8 protein-coding genes are annotated in these 12,651 nt (G+C 58.4%); 6 read left to right on the top strand and 2 right to left on the bottom strand.

The annotated features are described in order from the left end of the window. Window positions 1-15: 15 nt before the first annotated feature. Window positions 16-1,395, top strand: a complete 1,380-nt coding sequence (locus CDA56_RS08385; protein WP_033837193.1) for a YchO/YchP family invasin — start codon at window positions 16-18, stop codon at window positions 1,393-1,395. Here the strand turns inward: CDA56_RS08385 and narL are convergent. Then, window positions 1,392-2,042, bottom strand: coding sequence for a two-component system response regulator NarL (gene narL / locus CDA56_RS08380; protein ID WP_004103129.1), 651 nt, complete (start codon window positions 2,040-2,042; stop codon window positions 1,392-1,394). The two genes, CDA56_RS08385 and narL, sit on opposite strands and share 4 nt — an antisense overlap. Before the next feature lie 10 nt (window positions 2,043-2,052). Beyond that, on the bottom strand, window positions 2,053-3,831 hold the full coding sequence (gene narX / locus CDA56_RS08375) for a nitrate/nitrite two-component system sensor histidine kinase NarX (RefSeq protein WP_014229747.1): 1,779 nt from the start codon (window positions 3,829-3,831) through the stop codon (window positions 2,053-2,055). A gap of 311 nt (window positions 3,832-4,142) precedes the next feature. On the opposite strand from narX, the gene CDA56_RS08370 reads away from it, so the two are divergent. The 5 genes from CDA56_RS08370 to narI all read left to right on the top strand — a co-directional run bounded on the left by CDA56_RS08370 (window position 4,143) and on the right by narI (window position 12,587). Continuing rightward, on the top strand, window positions 4,143-5,531 hold the full coding sequence (locus CDA56_RS08370; RefSeq protein WP_102803455.1) for a NarK family nitrate/nitrite MFS transporter: 1,389 nt from the start codon (window positions 4,143-4,145) through the stop codon (window positions 5,529-5,531). 396 nt (window positions 5,532-5,927) lie between these two features. Next, entirely contained in the window at window positions 5,928-9,671 is a 3,744-nt protein-coding gene (locus tag CDA56_RS08365) for a nitrate reductase subunit alpha (RefSeq protein ID WP_014229745.1), read from the top strand. Then, window positions 9,668-11,203, top strand: coding sequence for a nitrate reductase subunit beta (gene narH, locus CDA56_RS08360; protein ID WP_102803454.1), 1,536 nt, complete (start codon window positions 9,668-9,670; stop codon window positions 11,201-11,203). Before CDA56_RS08365 ends, narH begins: the two co-directional genes overlap by 4 nt. After that, a complete protein-coding gene (gene narJ / locus CDA56_RS08355; protein WP_064375320.1) occupies window positions 11,200-11,910 on the top strand; it encodes a nitrate reductase molybdenum cofactor assembly chaperone in 711 nt (236 codons plus the stop codon). Before narH ends, narJ begins: the two co-directional genes overlap by 4 nt. After that, window positions 11,910-12,587, top strand: a complete 678-nt coding sequence (narI, locus tag CDA56_RS08350) for a respiratory nitrate reductase subunit gamma (RefSeq protein ID WP_014229742.1) — start codon at window positions 11,910-11,912, stop codon at window positions 12,585-12,587. Before narJ ends, narI begins: the two co-directional genes overlap by 1 nt. Window positions 12,588-12,651 lie beyond the last annotated feature (64 nt).

Here is a 12,651-nt window from a genome sequence, read left to right as displayed (position 1 = left end):
GTAGACGTAACCGATTTGAGCTCTCTGTCGTTCCGCATAACCCCGTATTTACCGCTTCTCCTGCTGCTGGCAGGCGCGCCCGCCCGCGCGCTGCAGGATAATCAGGCGTTCTCCGGCGCGCCTGAGAGCTTACCCGACCTCGGCCTGGCGCCGCAGGTCGACGACGACGCAAAGCACTTTGCCGAGATGGCGAAGAAATTTGGCGAAGCCAGTATGAGCGATAACGGGCTGACAACCAGCGAACAGGCGCGAGTATTTGCCATCGGTAAACTGGGGAACGAGGTCAGCCACCAGCTGGAGAACTGGCTTTCGCCGTGGGGCAACGCCAACGTCGATCTGCTGGTGGATAAAGAGGGCAATTTTACCGGCAGCAAAGGGAGCTGGTTTGTCCCTCTGCAGGATAACGGCGACTACCTTACCTGGAATCAGTACTCGGTCACCCAGCGGGATACGGGTCTGGTCGGCAATATTGGTCTCGGCCAGCGCTGGCGGATGGGCTCCTGGCTGCTGGGCTACAACTCTTTCTACGATAAAGCCCTGGACGATCGGATGGCGCGCGGCAGCGTCGGGGCCGAAGCCTGGGGTGAGTCGCTGCGCCTGTCGGCGAACTACTACCAGCCGCTCGGCGGCTGGCAGCAGGGGAGTAGCCTGACCCAGCAGCAGCGTATGGCGAGCGGCTACGATGTCACCGCCCAGGCGCGGCTGCCGTTTTATCAGCACATTAATACCAGCGTCAGCGTGGAGCAGTATTTTGGCGATAGCGTCGATCTGTTCCATTCGGGTACCGGCTACCATAACCCGGTCGCGGTGTCGGTGGGGCTGAATTACACTCCCGTTCCGCTGGTGACGGTCACGGCTAAGCATAAGCAGGGCGAGAGCGGCGTCAGCCAAAATGATGTCGGGCTGAAGCTGAACTATCGCTTCGGCGTCCCGCTGAAGCAGCAGCTGGCGGCCGATGAAGTCGCCGTTAGCCGATCGCTTCGCGGCAGCCGCTACGACAGCCCGGAACGGGATAACCTGCCGGTCGTTGAATATCGCCAGCGTAAAACGCTGTCGGTTTATCTGGCGACGCCGCCCTGGGATCTTCAGCCCGGGGAAACGGTGCAGCTGAAACTGCAGATTCGCAGCCTGCACGGCATTAAGTCGCTGAGCTGGCAGGGGGACACCCAGGCGCTAAGCCTGACATCGCCAATTGAGGCGAACAGTACGGACGGCTGGACCGTGATTATGCCGCGCTGGAGCAGCGAAGCCGGGGCGAGCAACCGCTGGCATCTTTCGCTGGTGGTGGAGGATAAAACGGGTCAGCGCGTCTCATCCAATGAGATCGCACTGGCGCTGACTGAGCCGTTGGTACGGGTACCGGCCGAGGGCGTGTCGTGGCAGCATCTGCCCTAGAATACGCGCTCCTGATGGACCCAAACCGCCGCTTCCACGCGCGATTTCAGCTTCATTTTCTTGAGCATATGCTTGACGTGGACTTTGACCGTGCTTTCGGTGATGTCCAGACGGCGGGCGATCATTTTGTTCGGCAGGCCCTGGGCAATCAGCTTGAGAATATCGCGTTCGCGCGGGGTCAGCTGGCTGATGTCGCGGTCCGAGGTGGCGCGATTAGCGCGCAGGCTGGCAGCCAGCACCGGGGTTAACGCTTCGCTGAGCACCATTTCGCCTGCCGCGGCCTGCTGCAGCGCCTTCAGCAGATCTTCCGGTTCCATATCCTTCAGCAGATAGCCGTCGGCGCCGCGTTTCAGAGCGGTCACCACATCTTCTTCATGATTGGAAACGCTAAATACCACCACGCGGCCGGAAAGCGACTTTTCGCGCAGCTTGTCGAGGGTTTCCAGACCGTTCATGCCCGGCATATTGAGATCCAGCAGAATCAAATCGGGATCTAATGATTCCGCCATCGCAATCCCTTGCTCGCCGTTGCTGGCTTCGCCGATAACCTGGATGTCCGGGGCCATGCTGATCAGCTGTTTGACGCCGGTGCGCAGCATCGGGTGATCGTCGATGAGAAGGATGGTTGCCCGTTCCTGTTGACTCATGAAGTTCTCCTTATTGGATTGAAAACGATTTTTCAGGGATAAAAGTGACCACCACTTCGGTACCGCCGGTTTCCCGACGCCGAACCTGACAGTCCCCGCGCAGGCTCTGCGCGCGATCGCGCATGATAATCAGGCCGTAGTGGTTGCTGCGCTCCGCGTGATCCGGCACGCCGCGACCGTTATCGGCCACCGTCAGCCGGACCTGATTGTCCCGCAACGCCACGGTAACGCTGACGTCGGTGGCATTGGCGTGTTTCAGCGCGTTGCTGAGCGCTTCCCGGGCGATTTGCAGCAGATGAATGGCCTGATGCGATGGAACAAAACGCGGCGGCAGCTGATAATCCAGGCGTACCGTAAAACCGAAGTGGGCGCTGTATTCCCGGCAGCTGGCCTCCAGCGCCGGGCGCAGCCCCGGTTCGGTGAGCTGTAGCCGGAAGGTCGTCAGCAGTTCGCGCAGCTGGGCCCAGGAGGTATTGAGTTCATTACGGATTTGCCCCAGCAGCTGGCGGCTCGCTTCCGGCAGATCGTCGCCCTGCATCTGCAGGCAGCTAACCTGCATTTTCATACAGGAGAGCGACTGGGCGATGGAGTCGTGGAGCTCGCGGGCGATAGTGGCGCGCTCCTCCATCACGATAAGCTGCTGCTGGCGCTCCTGATGGCGATCGAGGGCGAGGGTGCCGGTGAGTTGTTCAACCAGCGTATCCACCAGCTGCTGCTGATCGTGGCTCAGATGCCGCCCGGCGGGCAGGGTGGCCAGCAAAATACCGTACTGATTATGGGCATCCGACAGCCGCCATTTTAAGGTGGTGCCGGTATCCGGCAGCGGCGGCAGATCGCGCGGACACAGATAGCAGCCTCTGTCGTCGCACTGAATATCGGAGTGGCAGGAAAACTCCTGATGGTTGTCTTCATCTTCCATATCGTAAACGCGAACTTCAATATCGCGCAGCAGGGTTAGCCCCTGTAACCCGTTAAGAACGGGCGAAATGCGCTCGCAGAGCGGCGCGTTCGAGTGCAGTCGGCGGTTGGCCTGCCACAGGAAGGCGAGGATCTCGTTTTTCTGCTCCAGACCGGCGGTTTTTTCCTGCACCCGGCGTTCAAGCACCGAATAGCTCTCCGCCAGCTCTTCAGACATATTGTTCAGCGCCATACCGAGCGTCGCCATCTCGTTGCGTCCGCTAATCTGCGCGCGCTGGGTAAAATCGCGTCGGCTCACCGCTCGGGCCATGCCGAGCAGCTGTTTCCACGGGCGTAGCAGGCGGGCGCGCAGCCAGACGATGGTAAACACCAGCAGCAGCGCCATCCCCACGGCCATGATGCGCTGGATCCAGACCACGTGTTTAATCCGCTCCTCGGTGGTGTGATCGAAAGCGGTCACCAGTTGGTCGATGCGATCGACAAAGCCAGCGACATCCGTCGCGACCGAGGCCTGATTTTGCGCCCTGCGCATTCCCGGCGCCAGCTCCAGCTGCCAGTAGTGCTGTAACGCCTGAAGCTGGCGCTGCTGATCGTCATGGCGGGCGGCGTACTGCAGTTCCGGGCTAAAAACGGTGGCCGTCATTTCATCGAGCAGCTTTTGATCGCTCTCGCCCAGCGGTACTGCCGCCAGCAGGCGGTAGCTCTGCATGCGCAGCGAGCCGGCTTTATTAATCGCATGCGCGCTGCCCTGAACGCCGTGCACCAGGCGAGAAGAGATCGCCATTCCGGCGACGCCGATGACCGTGGCTAACAGAACGATTAACGCGAGTTGATTAACCAGCGTTAGCGGCGTAAAAAGACGTTTCAACATGGGGTATGAGGCTCCTGACCGGCAAATCATCCGGGAGTGGCGCTTATTCTCGGACATCCCCTGGAGTATACCCATACCCCTAAAGGATTACCCCTTAATTGTCAGGGTGTGATGGGCTGGTGGCAGACGTTCGGGCAATGCCAGCACTGGCGTGAAAAACCACACTTTTTTACGCAGAAATAGCTACTCACTTCGGGTGATGCGTTTTTTTTAGCCAAATTAGCGCCAACTTTTCCTTTGATTTATATCAACTTACCGCCGCCTGTAACCCATAAGGTAGCCAGGGTTAATATGAATTATTAGAGGTGTCTATGAGTCACTCTTCAATCCCGGAGAAGACTAACAGTTCAGTCATTAGCGACTGGCATCCCGAAGATCCTGAATTCTGGCAGCAGCGCGGTCATCGCGTCGCCAGCCGCAATCTGTGGATCTCCGTCCCGTGTCTTTTGCTGGCATTCTGCGTCTGGATGTTGTTCAGCGCCGTTGCCGTCAACCTGAATAAAGTCGGCTTTCAGTTTACCACCGACCAGTTGTTTATGCTGACCGCGCTCCCGGCGCTCTCCGGCGCGCTGCTGCGCGTGCCTTACGCGTTTATGGTACCGCTGTTCGGCGGACGTCGCTGGACCGCGTTCAGTACCGGGATCATGATCGTGCCCTGCGTCTGGTTGGGCTTTGCGGTACAGGATACCTCTACGCCCTTCAGCGTTTTCGTGATTATTTCACTGCTCTGCGGTTTTGCGGGGGCGAACTTTGCTTCCAGCATGGCTAACATCAGCTTCTTCTTTCCGAAGCAGAAGCAGGGCGGCGCGCTGGGCATCAACGGCGGCCTCGGGAACATGGGCGTCAGCGTAATGCAGCTGGTTGCCCCTCTGGTGATTTCGCTGTCGATCTTCGCCGTCTTTGGCGGTACCGGCAGCGAGCAGCCGGACGGTTCCATGCTGTATCTGGAAAACGCGGCGTGGATCTGGGTGCCGTTCCTGATTATCTTCACCCTGGCGGCGTGGTTCTTTATGAACGATCTGTCGGCGTCGAAGGCGTCGCTGAGCGAGCAGCTACCGGTACTGAAGCGCGCCCATCTGTGGATTATGGCGCTGCTCTATCTTGCCACCTTCGGCTCGTTTATCGGCTTCTCGGCGGGCTTCGCCATGCTGTCGAAGACCCAGTTTCCGGATGTGCAGATTCTGCACTATGCGTTCTTCGGGCCGTTTATCGGCGCCCTGGCGCGCTCGACCGGCGGGGCGATCTCCGACCGCCTCGGCGGGACTCGCGTGACGCTGGTGAACTTCGTGGTTATGGCTATCTTCTGCGGCCTGCTGTTCCTGACGCTGCCGGCCCACGGCGAGGGCGGCAACTTTATTGCCTTCTTCGCGGTATTTATGGTGCTGTTCCTGACCGCCGGTCTGGGCAGCGCGTCTACCTTCCAGATGATCTCGGTTATCTTCCGCAAAATGACCATGGATCGCGTTAAGGCGCAGGGCGGCAGCGAAGCGCAGGCCATGCGTGAAGCGGCGACCGATACGGCGGCGGCGCTGGGCTTTATTTCGGCGATTGGCGCGATTGGCGGCTTCTTTATTCCAAAAGCGTTTGGTATTTCGCTGGATTTAACCGGCTCACCGGCCGGCGCTATGAAGGTCTTCCTGGTGTTCTATATCGCCTGCGTGGTGATTACCTGGGCAGTCTACGGACGCAAGCAGAAATAATATTTCTTTCTGAGTTTCTGCAAAGGGCGCAACGGTATTTGCGCCCTTTTTAGCGTTTATTTTTTAGTTACAACATACTAATGGTATAGGGTAATTTTAAAAGCCCCCTGAAGTCACAGAAAAAATGACTTCAGGGGTATCTACCCCTTAATACCATGGCGGATCGCTAATCCTTATTTTCTGCAGGCTTTTATGAAAAATATCTTTGTTAATCAATAAAATAAAAAATAGAAATAAATACTACTTTGGTGGTAATTACTGTGTTAACCCGTTTTTATAAGCCATATCGTCTTGATCGTTATCAATTCTCTCCCTCTTTCATAGCGTTACCTTCGCTGCAAATCCAGCAATGTCGATTTATCAGAGAGCCGTCAGGCTCCACACAGGAGAGACCCGATGAGTAAATTCCTGGACCGGTTTCGCTACTTCAAACAGAAGGGTGAAACCTTTGCCGATGGGCACGGCCAGCTTCTAAAAACCAACCGGGACTGGGAGGATGGATACCGTCAACGTTGGCAGCACGATAAAGTTGTGCGCTCCACCCACGGTGTCAACTGCACCGGTTCGTGCAGCTGGAAGATTTATGTCAAAAATGGCCTGGTTACCTGGGAAACCCAGCAGACAGACTATCCGCGCACCCGTCCGGATATGCCAAACCACGAGCCGCGCGGCTGCCCGCGCGGTGCCAGCTACTCCTGGTATCTTTACAGCGCCAACCGCCTGAAGTATCCGCTGATGCGCAAACGCCTGATGAAAATGTGGCGTGAAGCGAAAGTTCAGCACAGCGATCCGGTGGATGCCTGGGCCTCTATTATTGAAGACGCCGACAAAGCGAAAAGCTTTAAGCAGGCGCGCGGCCGCGGCGGTTTCGTGCGTTCGTCCTGGCAGGAAGTGAACGAGCTGATTGCCGCCTCTAACGTCTACACCGTCAAAACCTACGGCCCGGACCGCGTGGCGGGCTTCTCGCCTATTCCGGCGATGTCAATGGTCTCCTATGCCTCCGGCGCGCGCTATCTGTCGCTGATCGGCGGCACCTGCCTGAGCTTCTACGACTGGTACTGCGACCTGCCGCCTGCGTCACCGCAGACCTGGGGCGAGCAGACCGACGTGCCGGAATCCGCCGACTGGTATAACTCCAGCTATATTATCGCCTGGGGTTCCAACGTTCCGCAGACCCGTACCCCGGATGCCCACTTCTTTACCGAAGTGCGCTACAAAGGTACCAAAACCGTTGCCATCACCCCTGACTACGCCGAAATCGCCAAGCTCTGCGATCTGTGGCTGGCGCCGAAGCAGGGTACCGATGCGGCGATGGCGCTGGCGATGGGCCACGTCATGCTGCGCGAGTTCCATCTCGACAAACCTAGCCAGTATTTCACCGATTACGTGCGCCGCTACACCGACATGCCGATGCTGGTGATGCTTGAAGAGCGCGACGGCTATTACGCGGCGGGCCGCATGCTGCGCGCGGCTGACCTGGTGGATGCATTAGGTCAGGAAACGAACCCGGAATGGAAAACCGTCGCTTTTGATGAGAAGGGCGAAATCACCGTACCGAACGGCTCTATCGGCTTCCGCTGGGGCGACAAAGGCAAGTGGAACCTGGAACAGCGCGACGGCAAAACCGGCGAAGACGTTGAGCTGCGCCTGAGCCTGCTGGGCGGCCACGACGATATCGCCAACGTCGGCTTCCCGTATTTTGGCGGCGAAGGCACCGAGCACTTTAATAAAGTCGAGCTGGAAAACGTGCTGCTGCACAAACTGCCGGTCAAACGCCTGCAGAAGGCCGATGGCTCTAGCGTGCTGGTCACCACCGTCTACGACCTGACCATGGCGAACTACGGTCTGGATCGCGGTCTTGGCGATGAAAACTGCGCCAGCAGCTACGATGACGTCAAAGCGTATACCCCAGCGTGGGCGGAGAAAATCACCGGCGTTTCCCGGGCGCACATTATCCGTACCGCGCGGGAGTTTGCCGATAACGCCGATAAGACCCACGGCCGTTCGATGATTATCGTCGGCGCCGGTCTGAACCACTGGTTCCACCTCGATATGAACTATCGCGGTCTTATCAATATGCTGATCTTCTGCGGCTGCGTCGGTCAGAGCGGCGGCGGCTGGGCGCACTATGTCGGCCAGGAAAAACTGCGTCCGCAGACCGGATGGCAGCCGCTGGCGTTTGCTCTCGACTGGCAGCGTCCGGCGCGTCATATGAACAGCACGTCGTACTTCTATAACCACTCCAGCCAGTGGCGCTACGAAACCGTGACCGCACAGGAACTGCTGTCGCCGTTAGCGGATAAATCCCGCTACAGCGGCCACCTGATTGACTTCAACGTGCGCGCTGAACGTATGGGCTGGCTGCCGTCGGCGCCGCAGCTGGGCACCAACCCGCTGCGCATCGCGGAAGAGGCGAAGAAAGCGGGCATGACGCCGGTCGATTACACCGTCAAATCCCTGAAAGAGGGTTCCATTCGCTTTGCCGCAGAGCAGCCGGAAAACGGTAAAAACCATCCGCGCAACCTGTTTATCTGGCGTTCTAACCTGCTGGGCTCTTCCGGTAAGGGCCACGAGTACATGCTGAAGTACCTGCTGGGTACGGAAAACGGTATTCAGGGCAAAGATCTCGGTAAGCAGGGCGGCGTGAAGCCGGAAGAAGTGGAGTGGAAAGACAACGGTCTCGACGGCAAGCTGGATCTGGTGGTGACACTCGATTTCCGTCTGTCGAGCACCTGCCTCTATTCCGACATCGTGCTGCCGACCGCCACCTGGTATGAAAAAGACGACATGAATACCTCGGATATGCATCCGTTTATTCATCCGCTATCAGCCGCCGTCGACCCGGCCTGGGAATCGAAAAGCGACTGGGATATCTACAAAGATATCGCGAAGAAATTCTCTGAAGTCTGCGTGGGGCACCTCGGCAAAGAGACCGACGTGGTGACGCTGCCTATCCAGCACGACTCCGCCGCCGAACTGGCGCAGCCGCTGGACGTTAAGGACTGGAAAAAAGGCGAATGTGACCTGATTCCTGGGAAAACCGCGCCGCATATTCTGACCGTCGAGCGCGATTATCCGGCGACATACGAACGCTTCACTTCTATCGGCCCGCTGATGGAGAAAATCGGCAACGGCGGGAAAGGCATCGCCTGGAATACCCAGAGCGAAATGGATCTGCTGCGCAAGCTCAACTACACCAAAGCGGACGGCCCGGCGAAAGGCCAGCCGATGCTTAACACCGCAATTGATGCGGCAGAGATGATCCTGACCCTGGCGCCGGAGACCAACGGCCACGTGGCGGTGAAAGCCTGGGCGGCGCTCAGCGAATTTACCGGTCGCGACCATACGCACCTGGCGACGAATAAAGAAGAGGAAAAAATCCGCTTCCGCGATATTCAGGCCCAGCCGCGCAAAATTATCTCCAGCCCGACCTGGTCCGGACTCGAAGATGAGCACGTTTCCTATAACGCCGGCTACACCAACGTTCACGAACTGATCCCGTGGCGTACGCTTTCCGGCCGCCAGCAGCTGTATCAGGATCACCAGTGGATGCGTGATTTCGGCGAAAGCCTGCTGGTCTATCGTCCGCCAATTGATACCCGTTCGGTGAAAACGGTGATGGGGGCGAAATCCAACGGCAACCCGGAGAAGGCGTTGAACTTCCTGACGCCGCACCAGAAGTGGGGTATTCACTCCACCTACAGCGACAACCTGCTGATGCTGACGCTATCGCGCGGCGGGCCGATTGTGTGGATGAGCGAAGCGGACGCCAAAGATCTGGGGATTGAGGATAACGACTGGATCGAGGTGTTCAACAGCAACGGCGCGCTGACCGCCCGCGCGGTGGTCAGCCAGCGCGTGCCGGCCGGGATGACCATGATGTACCACGCCCAGGAGCGTATCGTAAACCTGCCGGGTTCCGAGATCACCGAGCAGCGCGGCGGGATCCACAACTCCGTGACCCGTATTACGCCGAAGCCGACCCATATGATCGGCGGCTATGCCCAGCTGGCCTACGGCTTTAACTACTACGGCACGGTAGGGTCGAACCGCGATGAGTTCGTGGTGGTACGTAAGATGAAGAATATTAACTGGTTAGATGGCGAAGGTAACGACCAGGTACAGGAGAGCGTAAAATGAAAATTCGTTCACAAGTCGGCATGGTGCTGAATCTCGATAAGTGCATCGGCTGTCATACCTGCTCGGTCACCTGTAAAAACGTCTGGACCAGCCGCGAGGGTATGGAGTACGCGTGGTTCAACAACGTTGAAAGTAAACCGGGCGTCGGTTTCCCGAACGACTGGGAGAATCAGGAGAAGTGGAAGGGCGGCTGGATCCGTAAGATCAACGGCAAGCTACAGCCGCGCATGGGCAACCGCGCGATGCTGCTCGGTAAAATCTTTGCTAACCCGCATCTGCCGGGCATCGACGACTACTACGAGCCGTTTGACTACGACTACCAGAACCTGCACAACGCGCCGGAAAGCAAACACCAGCCGATCGCCCGCCCGCGCTCGCTGATCACCGGCCAGCGGATGGATAAAATCACCAGCGGTCCAAACTGGGAAGAAATTCTGGGCGGCGAGTTCGAGAAACGCGCCAAAGACCAGAACTTTGAGAACATGCAGAAGGCGATGTACGGCCAGTTCGAAAACACCTTCATGATGTATCTACCGCGTCTGTGCGAGCACTGCCTGAACCCGGCGTGCGTGGCGACCTGCCCGAGCGGCGCCATCTACAAACGTGAAGAAGACGGCATCGTACTGATCGACCAGGACAAGTGCCGCGGCTGGCGTATGTGCATCACCGGCTGTCCGTACAAGAAAATCTACTTCAACTGGAAGAGCGGGAAATCGGAGAAGTGCATCTTCTGCTACCCGCGTATCGAATCCGGGATGCCGACCGTTTGCTCGGAAACCTGCGTGGGGCGTATTCGCTACCTCGGCGTGCTGCTGTATGACGCGGACGCCATTGAAAATGCCGCCAGCACGGAGAATGAGAAAGACCTGTATCAGCGTCAGCTGGACGTGTTCCTCAACCCGAACGACCCGAAAGTGATTGAGCAAGCGCTGAAAGACGGCGTGCCGCAGGGCGTTATCGACGCAGCCCAGCAGTCGCCGGTGTACAAAATGGCGATGGACTGGAAGCTGGCGCTGCCGCTGCATCCGGAATATCGCACCCTGCCGATGGTCTGGTATGTGCCGCCTCTGTCGCCGATTCAGTCGGCCGCCGACGCGGGGGAACTGGGCAGCAACGGTATTCTGCCGGACGTGGAAAGCCTGCGTATCCCGGTTCAGTATCTGGCCAACCTGCTGACCGCGGGCGATACCCAGCCGGTGCTGCTGGCGCTGAAACGCATGCTGGCGATGCGCCACTTCAAACGCGCGGAAACCGTCGACGGCGTACTGGATACCCGGGCGCTGGAAGAGGTAGGCCTCACTGAAGCCCAGGCGCAGGAGATGTATCGCTATCTGGCTATCGCTAACTACGAAGACCGTTTCGTGGTGCCGAGCAGCCACCGCGAGCAGGCCCGCGACGCCTTCCCGGAGAAAAACAGTTGCGGCTTTACCTTCGGCGACGGCTGCCACGGTTCTGACAGCCAGTTCAATCTGTTTAACAGCCGCCGTATCGATGCTATCGACGTCACCAGCAAAACGGAGCCGCACCCATGATTGAACTCGTCATTGTGTCGCGCCTTCTCGAGTACCCTGACGCTGCCTTATGGCAGCATCAGCAGGAGCTGTTTGACGCTATCGCCGCTTCGGAAAAGCTCGCGCCGGAGGATGCCCATAAGCTGAGCGTTTTCCTGCGTGACCTGACCGCTCAGGATGTGCTGGACGCGCAGTCTCGCTATAGCGAACTGTTCGATCGCGGCCGCGCGACCTCGCTGCTGCTGTTTGAGCACGTGCACGGCGAATCCCGCGATCGCGGCCAGGCAATGGTTGACCTGATGGCGCAGTATGAGCGCCACGGTCTGCAGCTGGATAGCCGCGAATTGCCGGATCATCTCCCGCTGTACCTGGAGTATCTGGCGCAGCTGCCGGAAGCGGAAGCGCTCGGCGGATTGCAGGACGTCGCGCCGATTCTCGGCCTGCTCAGCGCTCGCCTGCAGCAGCGCGAGAGCGGCTACGTGGCGCTGTTTGAGCTGCTGCTCAAGCTGGCTAACGCGCAGGTCGATAGCCAGAAAGTGGCGGAAAAAATCGCCGATGAAGCCCGCGACGATACGCCGCAGGCGCTGGACGCCGTCTGGGAAGAAGAACAGGTGAAATTCTTTGCCGATCAGGGCTGCGGCGAGTCGGAGATCTCCGCTCACCAGCGTCGTTTTGCCGGAGCCGTTGCCCCGCAATATTTGAATATCTCTAACGGAGGACAGCAATAATGCACTTCCTGAATATGTTCTTCTTTGACATCTATCCGTATATCGCCGGTACGGTGTTCCTGGTGGGAAGCTGGCTGCGTTATGACTACGGGCAGTATACCTGGCGTGCGGCCTCCAGCCAGATGCTGGACCGTAAAGGGATGAATCTGGCTTCGAACCTGTTTCATATCGGGATTCTGGGGATCTTTGCCGGTCACTTTCTCGGTATGCTGACGCCGCACTGGATGTACGAATCCTTCCTGCCGGTCGACGTGAAGCAGAAGATGGCGATGATTGCGGGCGGCGCCTGCGGCGTGATGACGCTGGTGGGCGGTCTGCTGCTGCTGAAACGTCGTCTGCTGAGCCCGCGCGTGCGCGCCACCACCACCGGAGCGGATATTCTGATCCTCTCCCTGCTGATGGTGCAGTGCGCCCTGGGCCTGCTGACTATTCCGTTCTCCGCTCAGCATATGGACGGTAGCGAAATGATGAAGCTGGTCGGCTGGGCGCAGTCGGTGGTGACCTTCCACGGCGGAGCATCTTCGCACCTGGACGGCGTGGCGTTTATTTTCCGCGTGCACCTGGTGCTGGGCATGACGCTGTTTGTGCTGTTCCCGTTCTCCCGTCTGGTGCATATCTGGAGCGCGCCGGTGGAGTACCTGACGCGCAAATACCAGATTGTTCGCGCCCGTCGCTAATTCTATTTCGAGTAAAGCTAAACCCTGCTGCGGCAGGGTTTTTCATTTGTGCGGTCTGCTCCCG

This window comes from Klebsiella michiganensis (assembly GCF_002925905.1).
In the GTDB taxonomy this organism is placed as follows: Bacteria; Pseudomonadota; Gammaproteobacteria; order Enterobacterales; family Enterobacteriaceae; genus Klebsiella; species Klebsiella michiganensis.
Note: the sequence above shows the minus strand (reverse complement) of the source record. Positions and strands in the feature narration are given on the sequence as shown.

Bases quoted from the DNA above. Each gene is read 5' to 3' on its own strand.
- narL (WP_004103129.1), bottom strand. From the start codon at position 2,042: ATGAGTCAACAGGAACGGGCAACCATCCTTCTCATCGACGATCACCCG.
- CDA56_RS08365 (WP_014229745.1), top strand. From the start codon at position 5,928: ATGAGTAAATTCCTGGACCGGTTTCGCTACTTCAAACAGAAGGGTGAA.
- narX (WP_014229747.1), bottom strand. From the start codon at position 3,831: ATGTTGAAACGTCTTTTTACGCCGCTAACGCTGGTTAATCAACTCGCG.
- narJ (WP_064375320.1), top strand. From the start codon at position 11,200: ATGATTGAACTCGTCATTGTGTCGCGCCTTCTCGAGTACCCTGACGCT.
- narH (WP_102803454.1), top strand. From the start codon at position 9,668: ATGAAAATTCGTTCACAAGTCGGCATGGTGCTGAATCTCGATAAGTGC.
- CDA56_RS08370 (WP_102803455.1), top strand. From the start codon at position 4,143: ATGAGTCACTCTTCAATCCCGGAGAAGACTAACAGTTCAGTCATTAGC.
- narI (WP_014229742.1), top strand. From the start codon at position 11,910: ATGCACTTCCTGAATATGTTCTTCTTTGACATCTATCCGTATATCGCC.